This window comes from Burkholderia sp. 22PA0106 (assembly GCF_047497155.1).
Taxonomy (GTDB): domain Bacteria; phylum Pseudomonadota; class Gammaproteobacteria; order Burkholderiales; family Burkholderiaceae; genus Burkholderia.
In genome coordinates this window covers 1,961,032-1,986,407 of record NZ_CP163162.1, presented here as the reverse complement: position 1 = coordinate 1,986,407, position 25,376 = coordinate 1,961,032, and the positions used below count along the sequence as shown (strand labels likewise).

Below are 25,376 nucleotides of genomic sequence, written 5' to 3'. Positions count from 1 at the left end.
AGCCAATACGCGTTCCAGACCGCATAAGCGCAACAAATCGCACATCGCGGTGGCTCGGAATCATTGCTGCCCGGGTTTCGACACGGCAAGATGCCGCCATCGCCGATATCGACGGATTAAAAACAGTCGTGAAGATCACGGACTCCCCCACGCAGTTGCAATTTCCGACCGGGCCGCACGAGGACGTGCTGACTTCGGCCATCAACGCCGATGCGCCGATCCGCTTTTCGTGCCGCGACGGTTTTTGCGGCCAGTGTCGCGGCGAGGTGCTGGCCGGTTGCTACGCGGCCGGCCGCGACGGCCCGCTGCGCGAGGTGGCGGCCGGCGGCGCGCCCGAGCCGGTGCTGATGTGCCAGACCTACCCGCGTTCCGATCTCGCGATTCGCATGCCGCAAGCAGGCGATGCGTCGAGCGTGGTGCGCACCGCGCGCATCGAGGCTGTCGAGCTGGTGGCCGCCGATATCGCGGTGGTGCGGCTCGAGCTTCTCGACGCCGCGCCGTTCATGTACGAGGCCGGGCAGTGCGTGGCGATTCGCTGGTCGGCGAACGGCTGCAAGCCGTTTTCGCTGGCGCGCGCGTGCGATGGCGGGCGCGCGCTCGAACTGCATGTGCGCAAGGTCGAGGGCGGCGATTTCACCGAATGGCTGTTCGCGGGCGGTGGCCAGCGCGCGGTGGGGGCGATCGTCGGCATCGAAGGGCCGCTCGGCGAATTCGGCTGGCGCTCGCCAGCCACGCGCCCGGTGGTGCTGATGGCCGGCGGCACCGGTTTCGCGCCGCTCGCAGCGATGATCGAGGCCGAGCGTTTGTGGGAGGGCGAGCGCCCTGTGTATCTCTACTGGGGCGGGCGCACGGCGGCTGACCTGTATGCCGACGCGCGCTGCCGCGCGTGGGCGGGCGGCAATCCGCACTTTCGCTACGTACCGGTGCTGTCGGTCGACGACGCTGCCGCCGACGGCGTTCGGCGCGGCTCGATGGTCGCCGCCGTGATGGACGATTTCGCGTCGCTCGCCGATGCCGACGTATACGCCTGCGGCGCACCCGCGATGGTCGAGGCCGCGAAGGCGGCCCTCGTCGGCGCGCGCGGCTTGCGAGCCGAGCGCTTCTTCGCCGACCCGTTCTCGCCGCCCGTCGCGCGGCATGCCGCGCGCGACGCACTGGTCCGTCTGAACCTGCATTGGCCCGATGGCGGCGGAGGCTACCTGATGGCCGCCGAGGGGCAGCGGCTGCTCGGCGCGCTGATGCGCGGCGGTATCGCGCTCCAGCACGTGTGCGGCGGCAACGCCGTGTGCGCGACGTGTGCCGTGACGGTGACCGCGCGCCAGGACGGCCGCGCAAGCGAGGGCATGCCTCCCGGCGAGGAAGAGGCCGATCTGCTCGACTTTCTCGACGCGGCCCCCGGCACGCGGCTGGCGTGTCAGCTCCGGCTCGACCGCGCGTTCGATCATGCCGACGTGGTGCTGCCCGGCGCGCCCCCGCAGGGCGATACAGCGTGTGCGCAACAGGAGGCGCGATGATGCAGCGCGAGGATTACGAGGACGTCGGCCCGAATTTCGACATCGCGGGCATGCTCGACGTGCGCCGCCGCAGCCGCGCGGCCGTGCATGCGATCGCGGCGCGCATCGCACCGGGCATGCGCGAGGAGGACGCCACGCGCGTCGCGCGCACGGTGCTGCGCGAGCACGGCCTGCTGCGCGGCTGGCACAAGATCATCGTGCGTTTCGGCGCGAACACCGTGCGCGAATACGGCAATCCGTCCGCGCCCGGCGTGGTGCTGGCGGCTGACGACATCTTCTTCATCGATATCGGCCCGGTGTGGGACCGCTGGGAGGGCGACGCGGGCGAAACCTTCGTGGTGGGCGCGGACCCCGAGATGCACCGGGCGCGCGCCGACGTGTTCCGGCTCTGGCAGACGGTGCACGACCTTTGGCGCGCCGAGCGCATCACGGGGCGCGCGCTGTACGAATTCGCCACGCGCGAGGCGCAAGCGATGGGCTGGGAGTTGAACCTGAAGCGGATGTCGGGGCACCGGATCGCCGATTTTCCGCACGAACCGAAGTTCGCCGGCACGTTGTCGACGGCCGACGTGGTGCCGAGCGCCCACGTCTGGATTCTGGAGATGCACATCCGTCACAAGGCGCGGGGCTTCGGGGCGTTCTACGAAGACCTGATGATGGAGCGGGAGATCGAGGGGCGTTGAGAGCCTGGGCCCGAGGACCGAGTTTCTAAGCGCGAAGCGCGATCCTACGAGCCCAAGCCCAAGCCGTACATCAGCCGCCAAGCACCCGCTCGATACCCGCCGCGATGCGCAGCACGCGCGCGTCGTCCAGCGCCAGGCCGGCCACGCTCAAGCCCACCGGCGCCGCGCCGGCCGGCGTACACGGCAGCGACACCGCGCAGCCATCGAGGAAGTTGATCACCGACGGGTTGCGCAGCGCCAGCGCATTCGCCGCCGCGAAGCGCGCGGCGTCCGATTCGAGCGGCGCGATTGGCGGCGGCACCACCGGCACGGTCGGCATCAGGAATGCGTCGAAGCCGTCGAGCGCCGCGCGCGCCTGCGCGATGGCATCGGCGCGCGCGGCCAGCAGGTCGAGGTAGTCGGCCGCGCCGGCCGGTTCGCCCACCCGCAGCCGCGCCAGCACACGCGGGTCGTAATCGCCCGCGCGCGTGGCCAGCGTCGTGCGATGCGTCGCATACGCCTCGATCGGCGAGAAGCCGAAGCGGTTGATCGACGGCAGCGCGTCGAGCACCGGCAGCCGCAGCGGCACGAGCTTCGCGCCGGCGCGCGACAGGCGGGCCAGCGCGTCGTCCCAGGCGCGCGCCACCGTGTCGTCCATCTGATCGGTCACGTAGTGGCTCAACACCGCGAGGCGCAGGCCGTCGAGCGGCGCGGCGTCGAGCGCGAAGCCGCCGGCCTGGATCGATTCGCCGGCCAGCAGCCGGTCCACCAGCGCGCAGCAGGCCACGCTCGGCGCGATCGCGCCGGCCGAATCGAGCGTGGTCGACAGCGGGAACATGCCGCGCGTCGTGATGCGCCGCGCGGTGGGCTTGAAGCCGGTCAGCCCGCAGAACGCGGCCGGAATCCGCAGGGAACCGCCGGTGTCGCTGCCGAGCCCGGCGGCCGCCATGCCCTGCGCGACCGAGGCCGCCGCGCCCGACGACGAGCCGCCCGCCACGCGCGGCTCGTCCGGCTGCCACGGCGAGCGCGGCGTGCCGTACCACGGGTTGACGCCGAGCCCCGAGAACGCGAATTCGCTCATGTTGGTGCGCCCGATCAGCACCGCGCCGGCGCGGCGCATCAGCGCGATGGTCGGCGCGTCCTGCGCGGCCGGCGGCGCGTCGTCCAGCACGCGCGAGCCGGCGCGCGTGCGCTGGCCGGCCACGTCGTACAAGTCCTTGACCGAGACGGGCAGCCCGGCCAGCGGCGACAGGCGAATCCCGGCGCGACGCAGCGCATCCTGCGCGTCGGCCTGGCGGCGGGCGTCGTCGGCATCGACATGGCAGAACGCGTGCGCGCCGTGGCCGCCGTCGGCGGCGATCCGGTCGAGCGCGATATCGACGAGGGCGCGGCTGGTGGTGGCGCCGGCATCGAGTCGGGCGGCCAGTTGCAGCAGCGGGGTGGCGGGAGCGAAGGTCATCGGGGCGTCTCCGGCAAATTTATCGTGTGCGAAATAGGGAAACGGGCGCGCGTCGGGCGCGCCCGGGGGCGGATGCCTCAGGCGACGATCGGCAGCGCTTCGACGCGATAGTGATGGTGCAGGCTGCGGCCCAGCACCGGATCGTGCAGTTCGAGTTCGAACGCGTCGCCGCTGATCATCGCGGCCATCTCGCCGCGCACCGCCAGCGTGCCGCTGTACATCGCGCAGCCGGCCGGCAGCGCCGCCGCATCGCGTTCGGCATAGCGTTGCCAGAGCTCGGCGGGCGGCAGCAGGCCGTCCACCGCGCCTTCCTGATACAGGCGCGTCGTGCCGTTGGCGGCCACGAAGCGCGAGCGCAGCACCAACTGATCCCAATGCGCGGCCACGTCGGCGTAGCGCCACGCTTCACGCGCCACCGGCTTCGCGCACACCTGCTTCGACACGGCGACGCTGTACGCCTCGGTCTTGCGGTCGGTGTGGTCGGAGCCGATCGTCACGAGCGTGCCGAGCGGGCTGTCGAACAGCACGCATTCGATCTCGCCGCTGGTGTCGCCGCCGAGCACCTCGATGTCGTGCGCCTGCGTCAACTGGTCGGCGGCGACGCGATAGAAGCACGGCGTGCTGGTAGGCGGCGCCACGCCGAGCGCGGCGAGTTCGTCGATGTGATGCTGGATCGCGGCGGCGTCGCGGCCGGCCCAGCCGGCGATCACGAGCGCGTCGAGCGCGACGTCGAGCGTGCGGGGCTCGCTGTCGAGCGAGGAAACGGTAAAGGAAAGCAGAGTCATGATCGGAATCGGGAAGTGCGGGAGCCGGCGCCGCCTCGCGCGGCCTTGCTGGAAGGCGCGCGCCGGGGCGCCGCCGGCGGGGAGTGCGGCACGCGGGCCGCGAAGGGCTTGAGGGTCAGTCCTCGAGCGGACGATGCGCGGTTTCGCGGGCGGCCAGCAGCGCGATCGACGTGATGACCAGCGCGCCCGTCACGTACAGCGATACGGCGGTTGTCGTATGCCACTGGCGGAACAGCGCGACGATGATCAGCGGTGCGAAGCCGCCGCCCAGAATGCCGGCCAGCGTATAGGCCAGCGACGAGCCGGCATAGCGCACGCGGGTCGGGAACTGCTCGGTGACGAACGCCGCCTGCGGGCCGTACATCGCCGCGTGAATCACCAGGCCGACCACCACCGCCAGCACGATCAGGCCCGGCTGCGAGGTGTTGACCAGCGAGAAGAACGCGAAGGCCCAGATGATCGCCGCCAGCACGCCGCCGAGATATACCGGCCGGCGGCCGAAGCGGTCCGACAGCGCGCCGAACAGCGGCACGGTCAGCGCGTTGCAGGCGGTGCCGCACAGCACGGCGGTCAGCGCCAGCGAGCGCGACAGGTTCAGCACCGTCGTGACGTAGGTCAGCGTGAACACCACGATCAGCGCGTAGAGCACGTCCGAGCCGATCCGCGAGCCGCCGGCCAGCAGCAGGCGGCGCCAGTGGAACGTGAACACCTCGGCCACCGGCACCTTGGCGGTGGCGTGCGATTCGCTGAGTTTCTCGAACGCGGGCGTCTCGCCGACGCTGCGGCGCACCCACATGCCGAAGATCACCAGCAGCATGCTGGCGAGGAACGGCACGCGCCAGCCCCAGTCGAGGAACGCATCGGACGACACGGCGGCCGTCAGCAACGCGATGCAGCCGGTGCCGAGCAGCGTGCCGAACGACGGCCCCACCTGCGCCCACGAGGCGTTCAGGCCGCGCTTCTTCTGATTGCCGTGCTCGACCGCCAGCAGCACCGCGCCGGCCCATTCGCCGCCGAGCGCGATGCCCTGCACGAAGCGCAGCGCGACCAGCAGGATCGGGCTCAGGATGCCGGCCGTGGCATAGGTGGGCAGCACGCCCATCAGCGCGGTGGTCAGACCCATCAGCACCAGCGTCAGCATCAGCACGGCGCGGCGGCCGAGCTTGTCGCCGAGGTTGCCGAAGATCAGGCCGCCGAGCGGGCGCGACACGTAGCCGACCGCGTAGGTCGAGAACGCCAGCAGCGTGCCGGCGAGCGGATCGACCGACGGGAAGAACAGGTGGTTGAAGACGAGCGCGGCGAGCGTGTTGTAGACGGTGAAGTCGTACCACTCGAGCGAGGTGCCGATCATGCTCGCGCTGGCGAGGCGGCCGCGTCCGGCTTTCGGCTGTCCGGCCATCGGGGACCGGCTGGCGAGGCTGTTCATGTTGTTCTCCATCAGGGTAGCGGCGGTGATGCGGCGGTGATGTGGTGTGGGGCGGGCGGCTCAGGCCGCGAGCCGCCAGAGCAGGTCGAAGCCGCGCACCTGCGACGGTTCGAGATCGGCGAGTGCGGCCAGATGCTGCGCGGCGTCGCGCGCGGCGCTGGCCGAGCTGGCCTCGACGAGGATCAGCGCATCGGCGAGCGCGGCGGTGGGCGCGCCTGCGCCGGTGGCGATCGGCGCGGACAGCGTGGCGTCGGTCGTGAACACGCGCACCGCATGCACGCCGGTGGTGGCCGCTGCGGCGGTGGCGGCGTCGCGCCAGGCCGGCGAGGCGATCGCGGCCGGCGTGGCCGTGAACAGCGCGAGGCGGCCGCCTTCGCCGTTGCCGGCGGCGAACGTCAGCGCACCGACGCGGCGCTGGTTGTCGCGCATCCGGGCGAAGCTGCGCAGCGACCATTCGGTCTGCCGCGTGAACGCCTGCTGATAGGCGGCGCTATGGAACACGTCGAGCGCCGTGGTTTCGTAGAGCGCCAGATAGCGGCGCGGCGCGCCGTCGTTGGCGAGGAAGCGCCGTGCATGCGTGAAGCCGGCGATGCCGACGCGTTCCTGCATGTGCTCGCGGTCGTACCAGGCGTTGAAGTCGTCTTCGGTGCTGGGGTCGGTGTCGGTCCAGATGCAAAGCTGGCCGGGCCGGGAAGTCGGCTGATCGCTCATCGAGGCGTTCCTGCGTAAGGTTTCGGACAGGCGCAGTGTGGCGAGGGCGGGCCGGGTCGGTCCAACAAGAAAAAAAATACGGTTTGAACAGGTTTTCTTATCGTTTCGGCGCGCGGCGCGAGGCGTCGTCGGGCTCGGGGCCGCGCGCGGCCATGAATGCGCGCGCCGTATCCGCCGCCAGCTCGGCGATGCGCGCCGACAGCGGATGCGGCAGGCGATGGCAGGCCACCAGCGGCATCGGCGTGAAGTTGCTGTCGGCGTCGAGCACCTCCAGCGAGCCGTCGCGCAGCTCGCGCTCGATGATGGCGGGCGGCAGCGCGGCCACGCCGAAGCCGTCGGCCACCAGCCGCACGATGGCGGCCACCGAGCTGATGCAGTTCACGCGCACCGGCCGCTCCACGGCACGCGAGAATTCGCGCTCGAGCGCCGTATGCGGCCCCGAATGCCGCGCAAAGCTGATGACCGGGTGTTCGGCCAGCTGTTCGAGCGTGATGCGTTCGCCGCCCAGGCCCAGCGTGGGGCTGGCGACCCAGCGCATCGGGAATTCGCACAGTGGTGCGTTGACGAATTCGCGGTCGGCCAGCGTATCGATCTGAAGCGTCAGGTCCACCGCATCGGTACGCAGCCACTGCACGAGATGGATCGTGGTGTCGCTCGTGACTTCCACTTCCAGCCTCGGAAAGCGCTCGCGAATCTGCGCCATCAGCGCCGGAAACCAGCTATGGACGATCGATTCGATCACGCCGATGCGGATCAGGCCGGCGTCGCCGTCGGTGTCCTCGACCTCGCGGCGCATCTCGTCGCCGAGCCGCACGATGCGCTCGGCATAACTGAGCATCTTGCGGCCGGCCGGCGTGAGCGTGGCCGAGCGCGAATTGCGGTCGAACAGCCGCACGTCGAAGCTTTCTTCAAGCGCGGCGATGCGGCTCGACACGGCCGCCTGCGTGGTGTGCAGCTTCTCGGCGGTCAGGCGGAAATTCTGCAGGCGGGCGAGCCAGATGAAGGTTTCGAGAAAACGGATATTCATGATGCGAGCGGAAAACGGGGCGGAAGCGGAGCCTGCGCGCGCGGCGCGGGCCGGGGCAAATCGGGGCAGATTGGGGCAGGTCGGGCGTGGCGAGAATGGCCCCGATGATAGCGCGGCCATTTTTCGAGAAGGCGCGAGGCATGGAGGGCGTTGCGTCGCGGCCCGTTCGATAGCAAAAACTTTTTGACGCGAATTTATTTTCTTGTTGGAGCGAAGCGAGCGGGCTGGGCAACACTTCGGCATCCGAACGCGGCATCGGCCCGCGCCTCACCACCGCCTGCGACGGCGTTCGCGCCGCGTGCCGGGAGAGTCGGAGTCCTGACTAATTTGACGATACGACACCACGAAACGGCCCGCCCGACGGACCAAGAGGAGCCCGCATGAACCCTTCGCGCCATTCACGCCACCCGCGTCATTCGCAGCCGCCGCGTCGCTCGCGCACCCGGCGCCTGTTCGCCGCGCATCTGGCGTCGAGCCTTGCCGCCGGCGCGGCGCTGGGCGCCGCCGCAAGCGCGCATGCGCAGTCGAGCGTCACGCTGTACGGCACGATCGACACGGCGATCGTTTATGCCAACAACGCGGGCGGCAAGCGCCAGTTCGAGATGAACAGCAGCAACGTGCTCGGCAACCGCTGGGGCCTGCGCGGCTCGGAGGATCTCGGCAACGGCCTGCGCGCGGTGTTCGACCTGGAGAACGGCTATTCGTCGACGACGGGCGGTTTCCAGCAGGGCGGCGACCTGTTCGGCCGGCAAGCCTGGATGGGGCTGGCGTCGCAGCGCGCCGGCACGCTGACGGTGGGGCGGCAGTACGACGCCTCGGTCGATTTCATCGGGCCGTTCATCGCCGGCACGCAATGGGCCACCTACCTGGGCGGCCACCCGGGCGACCTCGACAACACCAACAACGATTACCGCTCGAACAATTCGGTGAAGTACACCACGCCGACGGTGAACGGGTTTCGCGCGAGCGGGCTGTACAGCTTCGGCGGCACGCCGGGGCAGTTCGGGCGCAATTCGATCTGGTCGCTGGGGCTCGGCTACACGGGCGGCCCGTTCGTGCTCGGCGCGGCCTACGTGCATGTGAAGGATCCGAACTTCTCGTACTTCGGCAACAACAGCACGTCGAGCGCGACCGGCAGCAACATGGCGGCCAGCCGCGTGTATTCGGGTTATGCCTCGGCGGGCAACGAGCAGATCGTGGCGGTGGGCGGCACCTATACGGCCGGCCCGGCGATCATCGGCGCGGTGTACACCAACACGCGCTTCGGCGAGCTGGGCGCGCACGCGGCGCTCGATCCGCTCGGCTATCGCGGCGCGGCGGCGTTCCACAACGCCGAGCTGAACCTGCGCTACTACCTGACGCCGGCCTGGCTGCTCGGCGCGGCCTACGACTACACGCGCGGCTACGGCGCGAATCACGTGACCTATCAGCAGGGCGACATCGGCGCGACCTACATCCTGTCGAAGCGTACGCAGGTGTATCTGGTGGGCTTGTATCAGCACGCGTCGGGCACCGATTCGACGGGGCAGGCCGCGGTGGCGAACATCAACGGGCTGACGGCCTCGTCGACGCCGAATCAGGTGTCGGTGCTGGCGGGCATCACGCACCGCTTCTGATCGGGAAGCGGCGGTTGCGCCGAATGGAGATGGGCGGGCCTCGGCCCGCCCGTCGGCGTTACTCGTTGCCGTGCTTCAGGCGCAGCGCGACGACGGCCGCGATCGCCAGCGCCACGGCCAGCAGCGTCAGTCCGTTCTTGGCGTTGCCGGTGGCCTGTTCGATCGCGCCCACCACGGTGGGGCCGACGAAGCCGCCGAGCAGGCCGCAGGTGTTGACGAGCCCGAGGCCGCCGGCCAGCGCGCTGCCCGACAGCCGCGAGGCCGGGAATGTGAAGATGATCGCCTGCACCACGAAGAACATCGCGGCGGCCACGCACACGCACAGCAGGCCGAGCGCCGGCGTCGCATAAGCGGCGCACACCAGGCCCAGCGCCATCACCACCAGCCCGGTGCACAGCAGCGTGCGCGAGCGCTTCGAATCGCGGGCGAGACGCGGCAGCGTCGCGGCGCCAATCGCGGCGGCGACCCACGGCATCGCGCTGAGCAGGCCCACCGCGAACGGCGAGAACTTGCCCGAGGCCGAGATCATGCCGGGCAGGAAGAAGATCATCGTGTAGATCGTCAACTGGTGGCAGAAGTAGACGAAGATCGCCAGCCAGATCTGCGGATCGCGCACCGCCAGGCCGAACGAATGGCCGCCTTGCGCGGCGCTGCCGGTCTGCTGTTCGGCGAGCAGCGAGCGTTCGAGCGCGCGGCCCGTTTCGGGCGGCAGCCAGGTGGCGGTGCTCGGCCGGTCCGGCAGCTTGCGCCACACCACGAAGGCCATCAGGATCGCCGGAATGCCCTCGATGGCGAACAGCCATTGCCAGCCATGGAGGCCGAGCGCGCCGTCGAGTTCGATCAGCGCGCCGGCCAGCGGCCCGCCGACGATATTCGCCACGCACACGCCGAGCAGGAAATAACCGGTGGCGCGTGCGCGTTCCTCGCGGCCGAACCAGTAGGTCAGGTAGAGCATCACGCCGGGGAACAGGCCCGCTTCGGCCGCGCCGAGCAGCAGGCGCATCACGTAGAACGAGGTTTCGCCCTGCACGAACGCCATCGCGACCGACAGCAGGCCCCAGGTGATCATGATGCGGGTGATCCAGAAGCGCGCGCCCACGCGGTGCAGCACCAGGTTGCTGGGGATTTCGAGCGCGGCGTAGGTCAGGAAGAACAGGCCGGCGCCGAGGCCGTAGGCCGCCGACGAAATGCCGAGGTCGATGCCCATCGCATGCTTCGCGAAGGCGATATTGGTGCGGTCGAGGAAGCTGATGACGTAGGCGACGATCAGGATCGGCATCAGCTTGCGGAACAGCAGCCGGTTCAGCGACGCGCGGGCGTCGCCTTCGACGGCGGACAGGGAAGCGGTGTGCGTTGACATCGAAAGGTCTCCATCTGCAACGATCCGGCACACGGGGCCAGCCCGGCGTGCGGGTTCACGGTCAAGGGCCTGCGCGGGCGTGCCGGTCGCGCGTTTATCGGTGGGGTGCGCTCGGTGAGCGCGGGCTGGCGAACGGGGCGGCCGGGCGGCCAGCGCTTGGGCCCGGGCCGCCGCGCGTCAGAAGTTCACGGCGTCGCCGCCCTTCAGGCCGAGCATGGCGCGCGCCTCGGCCGGCGTTGCGATTTCCAGCGACAGCCCTTCCAGCACCTGGCGGATCTTCGTGACCTGCGCCGCGCTCGATTCGGCCAGCTTGCCGGGGCCGATCCAGAGCGAATCCTCCAGCCCCACGCGCACGTTTGCACCCTGCGCCGCGCCGATCGTCGCGAGCGGGATCTGGTTGCGGCCCGCGCCGAGGATCGACCATTCGTAATCCGAACCGAACAGGCGGTCTGCCGTGCGGCGCATGTGCATCAGGTCCTCGGGGTGCGCGCCGATCCCGCCGAGCAGGCCGAACACGCTCTGCACGAAGAACGGCGCCTTGGCGAGGCCGCGATCGACGAAGTGCGCGAGGTTGTACAGATGCGAGATGTCGTAGCACTCGAATTCGAAACGCGTGCCGTTCGCGCCGCAGCTCGTCAGGATGGTTTCGATGTCGGCGAAGGTGTTCTTGAACACCAGGTCGCGGCTGTTCGCGAGGTGCTCGTGCTCCCACGGGTGCTTGAGGTCGGGAAAGCGGTCGAGCATCGGATACAGGCCGAAATTCATCGAGCCCATGTTCAGCGAGGCCACTTCCGGCTGGAAGTGATGCGCGGGGCGCAGGCGCTCGGCGATCGTCATGTGCGGGCTGCCGCCCGAGGTCAGGTTGATGACGGCGTCGCAGCGCGCCTTGATGTTCGGCAGGAATTCGGCGAACACGGCCGGATCCTGGGTGGGCTTGCCGTCGGACGGGTTGCGCGCGTGCAGGTGCAGGATCGCGGCGCCGGCTTCGGCGGCGGCCACCGCGGCGTCCTCGATTTCGCGCGGCGTGACGGGCAGGTACGGCGACATTGACGGCGTATGGATCGCGCCGGTCGGGGCGCAGGTGATGATGACCTTGCGGGCTTTGGCCATGGCAGGAATTCTCGTGAGGTTCGTGGATCGGATCGTTGGGGCGCGCGCTTACAGCACTTCGACGTTGCCGCACACCGACAGCGCCTGCCCCGAAATGCCGTGGCCGCCGGGCGAGCAGAGGAACAGCGCGGTGGCGGCGATCTCGTCGGGGTCGGTCATGCGGCGCAGCGAGATCTTTTCGAGGTAGCGCGTTTCCATCTCGTCGTAGCCGAGCCCGAGCTGCTTGGCGCGCGCGTCGATCACGGCGGTCATGCGCGGGCCGCGCACGATGCCGGGTTGAATCGCGTTGACGCGGATGCCGACCGGCCCCAGTTCGATCGCGAGGCTCTTGACGAGGCCGACGATCGCCCACTTGGTGGCCGCGTAGGGCGTGCGGAACGCATAGCCGAGCCGGCCCGCCACCGACGACAGCGCGATGATCGAGCCGCCGTGCGTGGAATCGCGCAGCATCGGCACGGCCTGGCGCGCGAAGCGGTATTGCGCGTCGAGGTTGATCGACATGGTGCGTTCCCAGTCGCCCGGATCGATCTCGTCGATGCCGCCGGTGGGGCCGGCGATGCCGGCGTTGTTGACGAGCACGTCGAGGCCGCCGAGCGTGGCGCGCACGTCGGCGAACACGCGGTCGATGGCGGCCGGGTCGGCCACGTCGGCCAGCGTCACGCCGATCGCGGGCTTGCCGGGGCGGTCGTTGAGCGTCGCGATCGCGGCCTCGGAGGCGTCGCACACATGCACGCGCGCGCCGCATTCCGCGAACGCGTCGGCGATCGTGAGGCCGATGCCGGCGGCGCCGCCCGTGACGAGCACGCGCAGGCCGGAATAGGGTTTGAGCAGATCGAGAATGGCCATGCCGGTAGGTCTCCTGTTTCGTTCTACTGAGGGTTGTCGCGACCGCGGCGGCGGGTGCCGCCGATGCCGCGATGCCGGTGCGCCGTCAGGCGCGCACGGGCTTGAGTCGGGTGGCCTGCGCGGTGTTCAGCGTGGCGGTGAGGTCGTGTGCGGCGCCATCGATGTCGAGCGCGATGCCGGCACGCGCGCCGGCGCTGTCGCGGCGGGCCAGCGCGTCGACGATCGCGCGGTGCGCCACCATCGAGCGGCGCATGTGGGGGATATCGGGCGCCACCATGTTCAGGAACGGGCCGATCCGCATCCAGAGGTTCTCGACGATGGCCAGCGTGCTTTCGCTCGCGCCGTGCCGGTAGATCGCGCGGTGGAACGCGAAGTTGCCGCGCAGGTATTCGCGCGTGTCGCCGGCCTCGGCGTGCCCGTGCATGACCTCGCAAAGCGCGCGCACTTCCTCGATCTCGGCATCGCTCATGCGCGCGGTGGCGCGCGCCGCCACGCAGCCTTCAAGCGCAATCCGCACGTCGCGCAACTCTTCGAGCATCTCGACCGTCATCGGCGGCACCACCATCGCGCGGTTCGGGCCATCCACCAGCGCGCGCTCGGCGCGCAGGCGAGTGAGCGCCGCGCGCACCGGCATGGTGGACGAGCCCACCGCCTCGGCCACGCCGCGCAGGCTCAGGGCCTGGCCCGGCGCGAACCGGCCGCTCATCAGCGCTTCGCGCAGTTGCAGGTAGACCTGATCGGCCATCGTTTCCGATTCGACGGCTTGCAGGGCGGGCGGGGCGATACGAGGGGCCAAGGCGGGACTCTCCGGGTTTGATCTGTGATCACACTGTGATGATGCGCAGTGTTGTCGATTCGAGTGTTGGCGTCAAGATTGGCCTGCTCAGGGAAAACGCGGGGGCGGGCGTTCTGACGCAGGCGCTTTTCGAGATATGCACCGAACAAATGAATCGAGTAGAAAAATCCATTTGTTTCATGAAGCGACGATGTCTAGCATGTCGAACATTGCGGGCGCGTGCGTCCGCGCTCATGTTGCGGTTCAACCGCCGGCCTTCGCCCTTTCTTCGATCACCGAACCATGTCCTCGCCCGCTGCCCGTCCTGCTGCCTCGTCCCGTCCGTCCGCCGCCTCGGCGGTGCCCGTCGTCGAGGCGCCGCGCACCGCGAGCCGCCCGCTGGTGCGCCTCGCGCTGGTCACGGTGCTGACCGGCGTGGGCGCGGGCCTCGGCGGCATGCTGCTGGCGTTGCTGCTGCATGCGATCCAGCATCTGGCCTACGGCTACAGCGTCGCCCACGTGATCAGCAACGAGAGCTTCCTGCAGGGCGTGTCGCAGGCCTCGCCGCTGCGCCGCGTGCTGGTGCTGACCGGTTGCGGCCTGGTGGCCGGGCTCGGCTGGTGGGCGCTGTATCGCTGGGGCAAGCCGCTGGTCAGCATCAAGCGCGCCGTGAAGGCCGCCGACCCGCGCATGCCGATCGTCAGCACGACCGTGCATGCGCTGCTGCAGATCGTGACGGTGGCGCTCGGTTCGCCGCTCGGCCGCGAGGTGGCGCCGCGCGAGATCGGTTCGCTGTGGGCCGGCTGGATCGCGCATCGCGCCGGGCTGTCGGCCGGCGATCAGCGGTTGATGGTGGCCTGCGGCGCGGGCGCCGGGCTGGCCGCCGTCTACAACGTGCCGCTCGGCGGCGCCGTGTTCGTGATGGAAGTGCTGCTCGGCAGCTTCGGCTGGTCGGCCGCCGTGCCGGCGCTGGCCAGCTCGGCGATCGCCGCCGTGGTGGCCTGGATCGGCCTCGGGAACGAACATCAATACACGGTCGGGCCGCTCGCCATCGATGCCTCGCTGGTGGTGTGGTCCGCCGTGTGCGGGCCGGTGTTCGGCGTGGCCGCCTACGGCTTCACGCGCCTGACCACGGCCGCGCGTGCCGCCGCGCCGCGCGACTGGAGGCTACCGGTGCTGTCGGTCGTCAATTTCGCGATCATCGGCGGCCTGTCGATCGCCTTGCCGGCGCTGCTCGGCAACGGCAAGGGGCCGGCCGCGCTCGGCTTCGACAGCGCGCTGACGATCGGCACGGCCGCCACGCTGCTGGTGCTGAAGGTGGCGATCGAATGGGGCAGCCTGCGCGCCGGGGCGGAAGGCGGGCTGCTGACGCCGGGCCTCGCCAACGGCGCGTTGCTGGCGATCGTGCTGGGCGGCGTGTGGAGCCTGGTCTGGCCGGGCGCGGCCACCGGCGCGTTCGCGATCGTCGGCGCGGCCGCGTTCCTGGCCGCCTCGATGCAGATGCCGCTGACGGCCATCGTGCTGATGGTGGAATTCACGCGCGTCGGCCACGATTTCCTGATCCCCGTGCTGATCGCGGTGGGCGGCTCGATCGCCGCGTACCGGCTGGTGTCGTCGCGCGCCAAGGCGTGATGCGGCGGGCAGGGCGCGCGCCCTGCCGATTTTCCTTACAGGTACGAAGGCTGCCCGCCGCGCCATGACGGTGGCTCGCTCCTCCAAGCGCCTTTTACCTTTCCCGAGGATGGTTTATTGTTGAGGCCGCGCCGCCCGCTGCGAAGCGGGTGGCGCGTTTCAACGGCCCCGATTGTTTCGCGCTGCTTGATAACGGCCGATTCGATGCACGGGCAACCATCGCGGCGGGCATCCCGTGTCGAACGGGCGCTACCGCCGCCACGATCGCAGACAGCACGGCATGCAGCCTGCGCCCGCCCCGGGTGCCGGCGCAGGGAGAGGGCCGCATGGAGATCTTCGACGCATTGCATCTGGCGCGTCTGCAGTTCGCGTTCACGGTGTCGTTCCACATCGTGTTTCCGGCGATCAGCATCGGCATGGCCAGCTTTCTCGCGGTGCTCGAAGGCATGTGGCTGAAAACCGGCGATTCGTCCTACAAGGACATGTTCCTGTTCTGGTCGAAGATCTTCGCGGTGGGCTTCGGCATGGGCGTGATCTCGGGCGTGGTGATGGCCTACGAGATCGGCACCAACTGGGGCGGCTTCTCGCGCATCGCCGGCAACGTCACCGGCCCGCTGCTGACCTACGAAGTGCTGACGGCGTTCTTCCTGGAAGCCGGCTTCCTCGGCGTGATGCTGTTCGGCTGGCAGCGCGTGAGCCCGCGCGCGCATTATTTCGCCACCCTGATGGTCGCGCTCGGCACGCTGATCTCCACGTTCTGGATTCTCGCCTCGAACAGCTTCATGCAGACGCCGCAGGGCTTCGGCATCGAGAACGGCCGGCTGGTGCCGGTGGACTGGTGGAAGATCATCTTCAATCCTTCGTTTCCGTATCGATTGCTGCACATGACGGTGGCCGCGTTCATCGTGGCCGGCTTCCTGGTGGCGGCCTGCGGTGCGTGGCATCTGCTGAAGGGGCGGCGCGACGCGGCCGTCACGCGCAGCTTCTCGATGGCGCTGTGGCTGCTGCTGCCGCTCGTGCCGCTGCAGATCCTGATCGGCGACGCGCACGGCCTGAACACGCGCGAATACCAGCCGGCCAAGATCGCCGCGATCGAGGGCATCTGGGAAACCGAGCACGGCGGCACCGCGCTGAACCTGTTCGGGCTGCCCGACATGGACGCCGAGGTCACGCGCTACGCGATCCAGGTGCCGCATCTGGGCAGCCTGATCCTCACGCATAGCTGGGATGGCGAAATACGCGGCCTCAAGACCTTTCCGCGCGAGGATCGCCCGTATTCGCCGATCGTGTTCTGGACGTTCCGCGTGATGGCCGGGCTCGGCTTCCTGATGCTGTTCGCGGTGCTGCTCGGCTGCTGGCTGCGGCGCGGCGCGCGGCTCTACGAATCGCGGCTGTTCCAGCGCTTCATGGTGTGGATGGGGCCGTCGGGCATCGTCGCGCTGCTGGCCGGATGGATCACCACCGAGGTGGGCCGCCAGCCGTGGACCGTGTACGGCGTGCTGCGCACCGAGCATTCCGTGTCGCCGCTGACCGGCCAGCAGGTCGGCGTCACGCTGCTGCTGTTCGTGATCGTCTATTTCCTGGTGTTCGGCACCGGCGTGTATTACATGCTGAAGCTGATGCGCAAGGGGCCGTCGTCGGGCCACGGCCATGCGGACGACAGGCAGACGGCCCATCCGGGGCTGCACAATCGGGCGCTGTCGCGGCCCGGCGACGCGATCGACCAGGAGTGACGCGATGGTTCTCGATCTTCCCGTGCTGTGGGCCTTCATCGTCGGGCTCGGCGTGTTTCTCTACGTGATGCTCGACGGCTTCGACCTCGGCATCGGCCTGCTGTTTCCGTTCTTCGACGCCGAGCGCGAACGGCACGTCATGCTCAATACCGTCGCGCCGGTGTGGGACGGCAACGAAACCTTCCTGGTGCTCGGCGGCGCGGTGCTGTACGGCGCGTTCCCGGTGGCGTACGCCACGTTGCTGCCGGCCAATTACCTGCCGCTGATCCTGATGGTGATCGGGCTGATCTTCCGCGGCGCGGCGTTCGAGTTGCGCGCCAAGGCCACGCGCACGCAGAACCTCTGGGATCTCGCGTTCATCGGCGGCTCGATGCTCGCCACCTTCTGCCAGGGCGTGGTGCTCGGCTCGCTGCTGCAAGGCACGACGATCGTCGACGGCACCTTCGCCGGCGATCCGTTCGGCTGGCTGTCGCCGTTCAGCGTGTTCTGCGGCTTCTGCCTGCTGATCACCTATGCCACGCTCGGTTGCGGCTGGATCATCTGGAAGACCGAGGGCGCGCTGCAGGCGAAGGCCTATTTCCTGATGAAGCCGCTGTGCCTGCTGCTGCTCGGCGCGATCTTCCTGGTCAGCGCATGGACCGTGATCGGGCTGCCGGCCGTGTCCGAGCGCTGGTTCGGCGGCAGCCATCTGATCGTGTTCTCGCCGGTGCCGATCCTGGTGCTGGCCTGCGCCTTCGGCATCATCCGCGCGGTGAACCGGCGCCGCGACGTGCAGCCGTTCGTGCTGACGCTCGCCATTCTGTTTCTCGGCTACAGCGGGCTGGTGATCAGCATGTGGCCGAATCTCGTGCCGCCGTCGCTGTCGATCTGGGATGCCTCGTCGCCGCCCGAAAGCCAGTGGTTCATCCTGGTCGGCACGGTGATCGTGCTGCCGATCATCCTCGTCTACAACTTCATGCAGTACCGCGTTTTCCACGGCAAGGTGCGCGAGGGCGACGCCGGTTATCACTGAGCGGGAACGGGTTTTGCGGTGGGCCGAACGGTGCGAAGCCGAGGCAGGTTTCAACGCGGCAAGGTGCATACCTCCAGCCCCGCGAACGTGCAGATTGCGGGAAAACCCGTTATATTTGCGACCCTAAACGATATGAGCCGAATGTTTCAGAAGTCTTTCATGCGTTGACGGCTCGCGCTTCACGCGCGCGACGTCCCCGTATTCGATGTGTATGCCAGGCATTCACGTGACGGGAAGGACATGACAATCAGGCAAACCGGGTGGGCGTTTCTTCAGGTAGCCGGGCCTTGCGTCGCTTCGCGCACGCCAGGGGCGGGGCTGCCGCCGACATGATGCACGCGCCGTCGTCGCAGCGATTTTCTTCTCGCGCGGCCGGATGCGTCGCACGCTTCGTGGTGTGTTCCCAGATTCCGCCGTACCGCATGCGCGCAGCGCGTTTGCGGTAGGGCTTGCCGTTTCGCGTTGCCGTAGTCGCCATAACAAAAAACAACGATGGAGGATGACCTGCGTGCTCGCACGCGCAGATCTGTTGATAAACCGTCTCAAACAAAAGGTTGGGATCATGACAAAACAATCCTCGTCGCTCGGTGTCATCGGCGGCCTGACATGGCTGTTCGCCTTGCTGGCAGGGCTTTATCTGCTGGTCGGCGGCGCCTGGCTCGCTGCGATCGGCGGCTCCGCGTATTACATCGTCGCCGGCGTCGTGCTGCTGGTGTTCGCCTGGCTGATTCGCGGCCGCCGCGCCGTGGCGCTGACGCTGTATGCGCTGCTGCTGGTCGGCACCGCGATCTGGTCGGTCGGCGAATCCGGCTTCGATTTCTGGGCGCTCGCGCCGCGCTCCGGCGTGCTGGTGGTGTTCGGCGTCTGGCTGCTGGTGCTGGTCACGCGCAAGCTGAACGGCGCGCGCGCCGCGAACGGCTGGGCGCTGACGGTGTCGCTGCTGATCTGGGCCGGCGTGCTGGTCTATGCGAACTTCAACGATCCGCAGGAACTGAACGGCACGCTCGCGGCCGAGACGCCCGCGCAAACCTCGCCGATCCCCGGTATCGCCGACGCCGACTGGCCGGCCTATGGCCGCACCCAGGAAGGCACGCGCTATTCGCCGCTCAAGCAGATCACGCCCGAGAACGTGAAAAATCTGCAAGTGGCGTGGACGTTCCGCACCGGCGACAAGAAAGGCCCGAACGATCCGGGCGAGATTACCAACGAGGTCACGCCGCTCAAGATCGGCAACCTGCTGTACCTGTGCTCGCCGCACCAGATCCTGTTCGCGCTCGACGCGGCCACCGGCAAGCTGGCGTGGAAGTTCGATCCGCGCCTGAAGAACGATCCGTCGTTCCAGCACGTGACCTGCCGCGGCGTGTCGTATCACGACTTCTCGGCCGACGCGCAATCGCAGGCCGCGGCCAGCGTGACGCCTGATGCGTCCGCTGCCGCCGCTTCGGGCGCATCGGCTGCTTCGGTTGCCGACACCGCCGCCGCATCGGGCAGCGCCGCCAGCGCCACCGATGCCGCCGCGAGCACACCGGCCGCACCGTCGGCCCCGGCCACCGCCGCCGTCGACACCTCGCCGGGCGCCTGCACGCGCCGCATCTACCTGCCGGTCAACGACGGCCACCTGTATGCGCTCGACGCGCAGACGGGCCAGCGCTGCGCCGAGTTCGGCAGCAACGGCGATCTCGACCTGCAGCATCTGCAACCGGTCACCACGCCGGGCATGTACGAGCCGACCTCGCCGCCGATCGTCACCGACAAGGTGATCGTGGTGGCCGGTTCGGTCGAGGACAACTTCTCGACGCGCGAGCCGTCCGGCGTGATCCGCGGTTTCGACACGCGCACCGGCAAGCTGCTGTGGGCGTTCGATCCGGGCGCGAAGGACCCGAACCACATCCCCGGCCCGGGCGAGCACTACACCTGGAACTCTCCGAACTCGTGGGCGCCGGCCGCCTACGACGCCAAGCTCGACATCGTCTACCTGCCGATGGGCGTGACCACCCCGGACATCTGGGGCGGCCATCGCACGCCGGAGCAGGAACGTTACGCGAGCGGCCTGCTGGCGCTGCACGCCTCGACCGGCAAGCTGGCCTGGTTCTACCAGACCGCGCACCACGATCTGTGGGACATGGACCAGCCGGCCCAGCCGACGCTGGCCGACATCACCGACAAGAGCGGCAACAAGGTGCCGGTGGTGTACGCCCCGGCCAAGACCGGCAACATCTTCGTGCTCGACCGCCGTACCGGCGCGACCGTGGTGCCGGCGCCGGAGCTGCCGGTGCCGCAGGGCGCCGCGACCGGCGACCACGTATCGGCCACGCAGCCGTTCTCGGACCTGACGTTCCGTCCGAAGCAGAAGCTGACCGACGCCGACATGTGGGGCGCGACGATGTTCGACCAGCTCGTGTGCCGCGTGATGTTCCATCGCCTGCGCTACGAAGGCACGTTCACGCCGCCGTCGGAGCAGGGCACGCTGGTGTTCCCGGGCAACCTCGGGATGTTCGAGTGGGGCGGCATCGCCGTCGACACCGATCGCCAGATCGCCATCGCCAACCCGATCGCGCTGCCGTTCGTCTCGAAGCTGATCCCGCGCGGGCCGGGCAACCCGATGGAGCCCGAAGCCGGCGCCAAGGGCAGCGGCACCGAGTCGGGCATCCAGCCGCAATACGGCGTGCCGTTCGGCGTGACGCTGAACCCGTTCCTCTCGCCGCTCGGCCTGCCGTGCAAGCAGCCGGCCTGGGGTTACGTGTCGGCGATCGACCTGAAGACCAACCAGATCGTCTGGAAGCGCCGCATCGGCACCGTGCGCGACAGCTCGCCGGTTCCGCTGCCGTTCCGCATGGGCATGCCGATGCTCGGCGGCCCGGCCACCACGGCCGGCGGCGTGTTCTTCATCGGCGCCACCGCGGACAACTACATCCGCGGCTACGACACCAACAACGGCAAGCTGCTGTGGGAACAGCGCCTGCCGGCCGGTGGCCAGGCCACGCCGATGACCTACGAGGTCAACGGCAAGCAGTACGTCGTGATCGCGGCGGGCGGCCATGGCTCGTTCGGCACCAAGCTCGGCGATTACGTGATCGCCTACGCGCTGCCGGACAGCAAGTAACCCGGCATGCGGCGCACGCCATTCGGGTGCGCCGCGCTGGAATCGACGCCGGCGGGAGGCGGCCTTCGGGCCGGTTTCCCGCCGGCGGTTTCGCTTCCGGCACAGCGGTTTTCCATTCCATTTCATGTTCGACCTGGCCGCGTATCCACGGCCGATGACGGCTCGATGCCCGTGCGGGCGAGCCGCCGTCGATCGCGGATACGCGCTCCGGCGAAGCGACCGTTCCTCTCGTTCATGCGTCACGATTTCGTTGCGCGCGCAAGCATGCGCGCCACCCCGTCCGGCCGTTCGACTCGTCTCTGCGTGCGCGCGCTGGCGTTCGCGGCGCTGTGCGTGCCCGCCATGCATGCCTTCGCGCAAGGCTCGGTCACGCTCTACGGCGTGATCGACACCAGCATCGAAGTGACCAACCCCGGCTCGGGCTGGGTGCCGCGGCTCGATTCCGGCGCGTATCGCGGCTCGCGCATCGGCCTGCGCGGCGCGGAGCCGATCGGCGGCGGCGTGCGCATCCTGTTCGATATCGAGAGCGGTTTCGGCTCCAACGACGGCACGCTGTCCACCGCCGGCACGCTGTTCAACCGGCAGGCCTGGGTAGGTGTGGGCTCACGCTGGGGGGAGTTGCGCGTGGGGCGGCAGTATTCGCCGATCTACATTCCGTTCAAAGGGCAGATCGATGCGTTCGGCGCGGGCACCATCGCGTCGGGCCTCAACAACCTCTCGAAGATCACGCCGTACGAGAGCAATGCGATCACGTATCTATCGCCCGATTTTCACGGCTTCACTAGCACCGTGATGGTGTCGATGCGCGACCCGTCGGCCGGCGGTGCGAACGGGCTGGGCGGCACGATCGCGACGTTCGCGTACCGGCAGGGGCCGTTCCGGATCGCGTTCGCGCATCAGCAGACCAACGATTCGGGCGCGCTGCGCTCGAACATGGGCGGCGTGTCGTACACGGTCGGCAAGCTGACCGGCTTCGTCTCGATGTTCAACGGCGACGGCGGCACGCCGCGCTATCACGACGACGGTGCGGCCGTGTCGGTGCGCTATGCGGTGTCGTCGCGCTGGCGGGCGGCGCTCGGTTATGCGTACCTGCGCGACCGGTCGGGCCAGGGCAACGACGCCGACCAGTTCAGCGCGATGACGGAATACGATCTGTCGCCGCGCGTGCTGCTGTATGCCAGCGCGGGCTGGCTGCGCAATCGCGGCACGGGCACGTTCACGCTGCGCGGCGTGAACGTGACGGGGCTGACGCCCGCGTATCCGGGCGCGACGGTCAAGGGCGTGCAGGTGGGAATGATTCAGCGCTTCTGACGGGGCGGCCGGCCTGCCGGTTCAATCCGGCCGAAGAATGCGCATCAGCGTGTCGATGTTGAAATCGATACGCTCCTGAAGCGCGGCCGGCGAGGTGAATTCCACGCCGTAGATCACTTCGAGCGTGTAGCGATTGGTCAGGTAGTAGTAGCCCACCGAGGCGATCGTCAGGTAGAGCTGGCGCGCATCCACGCCGGCCCGGAACTCGCCGCTGGCGACGCCGCGATCGAGAATGCGCTGCACCATGTCGAGAAAGCCCACGTGCAGTTCCGCGAACAAGGCGGACTGCTTCACATGGCGCGCGCGATGCAGGTTCTCGCTGTTCACGAGCGACATGAATTCGGGGTGCTTCAGATAGTGCTCCCAGGTAAAGCGCATCAGCTTGCAGATCGCTTCGACCGGGGGAAGATCATCGAGGCCGAGGTTGCGCTCGGCGGTACGCACCTGCGTGTACGCCTCCTCGAGCACCACCTGGAACAACTTCTCCTTGCCCTCGAAATACTCGTAGATCATCCGCTTGTTGACCTCGGCCTTCTCCGCGATGGAATCGATGCGGGCGCCGCCGAGGCCGACCTTCGAGAACTCCTCCTTCGCGGCCGCGACGATGCGGGCCTGCGTCTGCGCGGGGTCGCGCGCGCGCTTGGCAGACGCTGACGGGGACGTCGAGTCTTTGGAAGTCGGCATGGTGGTGGGTGTCGGCAAAACCTCCATTATCGGGGCTGGAAGGCAAACCGTCATGGTTGGCCTGCCTGGCCTGCATTGCCCATCCGCTGCCGGTATGCCCGGCATTCCGCCTCGCTCATCGTAAACCCGCGTTCGCACGATTCGGCTTGAACCGTTTCGTTACGTATGCCAACATTTCTCTCAAGTAACGAACTGGTTCGGTACTGAGTCGAACCGGTCAATCGAATGGAGAGATAGGACGTGACGAAATGGACAGGCATAGAGGCGGCCGTCGCGCAGATTCATGACGGCGCGACGATCGCGATCACCGGGTCGGGCGGCGGCCTGCTCGAAGCGGACGCGTTGTTTTCGGCGATCCTGCGGCGGTTCCGTGAAACGGGCAGCCCGCGCGACCTGACGATCGTGCACGCGCTCGGCCTCGGCGACGGGCAGGGCAGCGGCCTGGGCCGGTTCGCGCACGAAGGGCTGGTGAAGCGCGTGATCGGCGGCCACTGGGTCTGGTCGAAGGACATGCAGCGGCTCGCCGAAGCCGGCCTGATCGAGGGCTACAGCTTTCCGGGCGGCGTGATCGCCACGCTGTTCCGCGAGATCGGGGCCGGCCGGCCGGGCGTCATCACGCGGGTGGGCTTGCGCACCTTCGTCGATCCGCGCATCGGCGGCGGCAAGATGAACGCGGCGACCACCGAGGATCTGGTCGAACTGATCGAGATCGACGGCGAGGAATACCTGCGCTTCCGTCCGTTCAAGATCGATTTCGCGCTGGTGATGGGCTCGTCGGCGGACGATCGCGGCAACCTGACGGTGCGCCACGAGCCCGCCGATCTCGACATCTTCGCGGTGGCCCTGGCGGCGCACAACTCGGGCGGCAAGGTCATCGCCCAGGTCAAGCGCCGCGACGTGGCGCCGGTGCCGGCGCGGCTGGTGCGGGTGCCCGGCGTGATGGTGGACATGACGGTGGAAGTGGCGGCGCAACGCCAATGCGCGATCGCCGACTACGACCCGTCGATCAGCGGCGAGGCGCGCACCGATGCCTTGCCCGCGCCCGAGATGCCCGACGGCCTGCGCCTGATGGTGGCCGAACGCGCGGCGCGAGAGCTGGGCCACGGCCAGTCGGTGAATTTCGGTTTCGGCATTCCGGGGGCGATTCCGGCGATCCTGGCCGCGCACGGGCGGGCCAACGACTACTGGGGCTCGGTCGAACAGGGCATCCACAACGGCACGATGCTCGACGGGGCGATGTTCGGCGCGGCCCGCAATGCCGATGCGATCGTGCCCATGGTCGATCAGTTCGACTTCTACAGCGGCGGCGGCATCGACGTGACGTTTCTCGGCATGGGCGAGATGGACGAGGATGGCAACGTCAACGTGTCGATGCTCGGCAGCACGGTGGTCGGCCCGGGCGGGTTCATGGACATCACGCAAGGCGCTCGCAAGATCGTGTTCTGCGGGGCGTTCGAGGCCAAGGGGCTCGACGTGCGGCGCGGTGCCGGCGGCGCGCTGGAGATCCTCGCGCCGGGCGCGGTGCCGAAGCTGGTCAGGGCGGTGCGCCACGTGACGTTCAGCGGCACGCAGGCGCGCCTGGACGGCAAGGAGGTGCTGTACGTGACCGAGCGCGCGGTGTTCCGGCTCGACCCGGACGGCGTGCGCCTGATCGAACTGGCCGACGGCGCGGACCTGGAGCGCGACGTGCTGGCGCGCATGGGTTTTCGTCCGCTGCTGAGCGAGGCGCTGGGCTCGGCCGAGGGCCGCGCGGGCGTGACGCGAGCCGCTCAACCTGCCTGATCCGGCGCTCGCCGAAGATTCGTTTTCATCCTATTAATCAGGATTGCTATGCAAGACGACGACATCCGATTCGCGATCGACGACGATCGGATCGCGACGATCACGCTCAACCGGGTGCACAAGCACAACGCGTTGACGCTCGGCATGCTCGATGCGATCGACCGCGCGCTCGCGACGCTCGAAACCGAGCCGGTGCGTGCGTTGCTGTTGCGCTCCGCGAGCGAGCGGTTCTTTTGCGCCGGCGCCGATATTCGCGAGTGGGGCGACATCGATCCCGCCGCGATGGGCACCCGCTTCATCCGCGCCGGCAACCGCGTGTTCCGGCGCATCGCGGAACTCGACGTGCCGAGCATCGCGGTGTTGAACGGCAGCGCGCTCGGCGGCGGGCTCGAATTGGCGCTCGCCTGCGACCTGCGTTACGCGGCGGCTTCGGCTCGCCTCGGCTTTCCCGAAGCGGCCGTGGGCGCGATCCCGGGCTGGCTCGGCGGCACTCGCCTGGCGGCCTTGGCGGGCGTGGGCAGGGCGCGCGAGATGGTGCTGCTCGGCGAGAGCATCGATGCCGCGCGGGCGGCGCAATGGGGCATCGTCAACGACACCGTGCCGGACGCCGAGCTCGACGCGCGCGTCGCGGCCGTGTGCGCCACGTTGCGCACGCGCTCGCCGGTCTCGCAATCGGTGGCGAAGCGGGTGTTGCGCGCGGGCGCGCAAGCGGACGGCGGCGCGGACGTGCTGCACGAACTCGCGGCATCGGCCTGCAAGGCCACTCCCGACGCCGTGGAAGGCGTGGTCGCGTTTCGCGAGAAGCGCGCGGCGCGGTTCGATTAAGCG

Annotated in this window: 20 protein-coding genes; 10 read left to right on the top strand and 10 right to left on the bottom strand. The window is 68.9% G+C overall.

The window, feature by feature from the left end:
* Positions 1-128: 128 nt before the first annotated feature.
* Both AB4850_RS08425 and AB4850_RS08420 read left to right on the top strand, forming a co-directional pair.
* Entirely contained in the window at positions 129-1,514 is a 1,386-nt protein-coding gene (locus tag AB4850_RS08425) for a 2Fe-2S iron-sulfur cluster-binding protein (protein WP_414439368.1), read from the top strand.
* A complete protein-coding gene (locus AB4850_RS08420; protein ID WP_414439367.1) occupies positions 1,511-2,197 on the top strand; it encodes a M24 family metallopeptidase in 687 nt (228 codons plus the stop codon). Before AB4850_RS08425 ends, AB4850_RS08420 begins: the two co-directional genes overlap by 4 nt.
* 70 nt (positions 2,198-2,267) lie before the next feature.
* On the opposite strand, the gene AB4850_RS08415 is transcribed toward AB4850_RS08420, so the two are convergent.
* From AB4850_RS08415 to AB4850_RS08395, 5 genes are all read right to left on the bottom strand, one after another.
* On the bottom strand, positions 2,268-3,635 hold the full coding sequence (locus AB4850_RS08415) for an amidase (RefSeq protein ID WP_414439366.1): 1,368 nt from the start codon (positions 3,633-3,635) through the stop codon (positions 2,268-2,270).
* Positions 3,636-3,712: 77 nt separating this feature from the next.
* The gene (locus AB4850_RS08410) at positions 3,713-4,420 is read right to left on the bottom strand and encodes a DUF2848 domain-containing protein (RefSeq protein ID WP_414439365.1); all 708 of its coding nucleotides are present in this window, start codon (positions 4,418-4,420) and stop codon (positions 3,713-3,715) included.
* 115 nt (positions 4,421-4,535) lie between these two features.
* The gene (locus tag AB4850_RS08405; protein WP_414439364.1) at positions 4,536-5,858 is read right to left on the bottom strand and encodes an MFS transporter; all 1,323 of its coding nucleotides are present in this window, start codon (positions 5,856-5,858) and stop codon (positions 4,536-4,538) included.
* Positions 5,859-5,906: 48 nt separating this feature from the next.
* Complete coding sequence (locus AB4850_RS08400) at positions 5,907-6,557, bottom strand: hypothetical protein (protein ID WP_414439363.1); 651 nt, start codon at positions 6,555-6,557, stop codon at positions 5,907-5,909.
* Between the two features lie 97 nt (positions 6,558-6,654).
* Positions 6,655-7,584: a LysR family transcriptional regulator gene (locus AB4850_RS08395; protein WP_414439362.1), complete on the bottom strand. Its 930-nt coding sequence runs from the start codon at positions 7,582-7,584 to the stop codon at positions 6,655-6,657.
* Between the two features lie 380 nt (positions 7,585-7,964).
* On the opposite strand from AB4850_RS08395, the gene AB4850_RS08390 reads away from it, so the two are divergent.
* Positions 7,965-9,200, top strand: a complete 1,236-nt coding sequence (locus AB4850_RS08390; RefSeq protein WP_414439361.1) for a porin — start codon at positions 7,965-7,967, stop codon at positions 9,198-9,200.
* Between the two features lie 58 nt (positions 9,201-9,258).
* Here AB4850_RS08390 and AB4850_RS08385 read toward each other — a convergent pair whose 3' ends face one another.
* From AB4850_RS08385 to AB4850_RS08370, 4 genes are all read right to left on the bottom strand, one after another.
* Positions 9,259-10,560 carry an MFS transporter gene (locus tag AB4850_RS08385; RefSeq protein WP_414439360.1) on the bottom strand — a complete coding sequence of 434 codons (1,302 nt, stop codon included), beginning with the start codon at positions 10,558-10,560 and terminating at the stop codon, positions 9,259-9,261.
* Positions 10,561-10,737: 177 nt separating this feature from the next.
* Complete coding sequence (locus tag AB4850_RS08380) at positions 10,738-11,670, bottom strand: 3-keto-5-aminohexanoate cleavage protein (protein ID WP_414439359.1); 933 nt, start codon at positions 11,668-11,670, stop codon at positions 10,738-10,740.
* A gap of 48 nt (positions 11,671-11,718) precedes the next feature.
* Positions 11,719-12,516 carry an SDR family oxidoreductase gene (locus AB4850_RS08375; protein ID WP_414439358.1) on the bottom strand — a complete coding sequence of 266 codons (798 nt, stop codon included), beginning with the start codon at positions 12,514-12,516 and terminating at the stop codon, positions 11,719-11,721.
* A gap of 85 nt (positions 12,517-12,601) precedes the next feature.
* Positions 12,602-13,312 carry a GntR family transcriptional regulator gene (locus AB4850_RS08370; protein WP_414439357.1) on the bottom strand — a complete coding sequence of 237 codons (711 nt, stop codon included), beginning with the start codon at positions 13,310-13,312 and terminating at the stop codon, positions 12,602-12,604.
* 282 nt (positions 13,313-13,594) lie between these two features.
* Between AB4850_RS08370 and AB4850_RS08365 the strand changes: the two genes are divergently transcribed.
* The 5 genes from AB4850_RS08365 (at position 13,595) to AB4850_RS08345 (ending at position 22,082) form a co-directional block, all read left to right on the top strand.
* Entirely contained in the window at positions 13,595-14,923 is a 1,329-nt protein-coding gene (locus tag AB4850_RS08365; protein WP_414439356.1) for a chloride channel protein, read from the top strand.
* Positions 14,924-15,249: 326 nt separating this feature from the next.
* On the top strand, positions 15,250-16,656 hold the full coding sequence (locus AB4850_RS08360; RefSeq protein ID WP_414439355.1) for a cytochrome ubiquinol oxidase subunit I: 1,407 nt from the start codon (positions 15,250-15,252) through the stop codon (positions 16,654-16,656).
* 4 nt (positions 16,657-16,660) lie between these two features.
* Positions 16,661-17,668: a cytochrome d ubiquinol oxidase subunit II gene (cydB, locus tag AB4850_RS08355; protein ID WP_414439354.1), complete on the top strand. Its 1,008-nt coding sequence runs from the start codon at positions 16,661-16,663 to the stop codon at positions 17,666-17,668.
* 562 nt (positions 17,669-18,230) lie between these two features.
* On the top strand, positions 18,231-20,771 hold the full coding sequence (locus AB4850_RS08350; RefSeq protein WP_414439353.1) for a glucose/quinate/shikimate family membrane-bound PQQ-dependent dehydrogenase: 2,541 nt from the start codon (positions 18,231-18,233) through the stop codon (positions 20,769-20,771).
* A gap of 264 nt (positions 20,772-21,035) precedes the next feature.
* Positions 21,036-22,082 (top strand): porin, encoded by a 1,047-nt coding sequence (locus AB4850_RS08345; RefSeq protein WP_414439352.1) that lies wholly within the window; start codon positions 21,036-21,038, stop codon positions 22,080-22,082.
* A 21-nt stretch (positions 22,083-22,103) separates the two neighbouring features.
* Here the strand turns inward: AB4850_RS08345 and AB4850_RS08340 are convergent, their stop codons facing one another.
* Complete coding sequence (locus AB4850_RS08340) at positions 22,104-22,766, bottom strand: TetR/AcrR family transcriptional regulator (RefSeq protein ID WP_414439351.1); 663 nt, start codon at positions 22,764-22,766, stop codon at positions 22,104-22,106.
* 240 nt (positions 22,767-23,006) lie between these two features.
* Between AB4850_RS08340 and AB4850_RS08335 the strand changes: the two genes are divergently transcribed.
* Entirely contained in the window at positions 23,007-24,548 is a 1,542-nt protein-coding gene (locus AB4850_RS08335) for an acyl CoA:acetate/3-ketoacid CoA transferase (RefSeq protein ID WP_414439350.1), read from the top strand.
* Between the two features lie 48 nt (positions 24,549-24,596).
* Positions 24,597-25,373: an enoyl-CoA hydratase/isomerase family protein gene (locus AB4850_RS08330; protein WP_414439349.1), complete on the top strand. Its 777-nt coding sequence runs from the start codon at positions 24,597-24,599 to the stop codon at positions 25,371-25,373.
* The last annotated feature ends 3 nt before the right edge of the window (positions 25,374-25,376 follow it).